A 393-nucleotide genomic window follows, 5' to 3' on the forward strand; every position below is an offset into this window, starting at 1 on the left:
GGCTTCCGCCGCCGCGTTAAGCAGCGTTTTGAGAGCCGGTTCAAAACTCGACCTGAAATAGCCAGGCAGGGCATCGAAAGCCGGATCGCCTGAATGCAATGCGGCTGCGAGACCCCGTTTGGTGCTTATGAAATCCGTGTAGTGCTTCAGCCAGGCGATGAGTGCCTGGTCAGGGGAATGCGCGGACGCCAGCAAGGCAGCTTGCGCGGCACAGCTGTCAACTTCCCGGCGAAACACTGCTGCCACCAAGTCAGATCGATTTGGGAAACGTCGGTAAAGTGTGCCAACCCCAACGCCTGCTTTGGACGCGATCTCCCTGACTGGTGCATCGACCCCGGAGGTTTTGAATACCACCTTTGCAGCTTCCAGCACGGCATCCTCGTTGCGAAGGGC

The 393-nt window shown here is 58.8% G+C and carries 1 protein-coding gene; it reads right to left on the reverse strand.

Annotation, left to right across the window (positions count from 1 at the left end):
* On the reverse strand, window positions 1-372 hold a 372-nt coding region (locus tag AC1D0P_RS31205; protein WP_477680267.1), incomplete at its 3' end, for a TetR/AcrR family transcriptional regulator.
* Between the last annotated feature and the right edge of the window lie 21 nt (window positions 373-393).

This window comes from Polaromonas sp. P1_G2, from assembly GCF_056405515.1.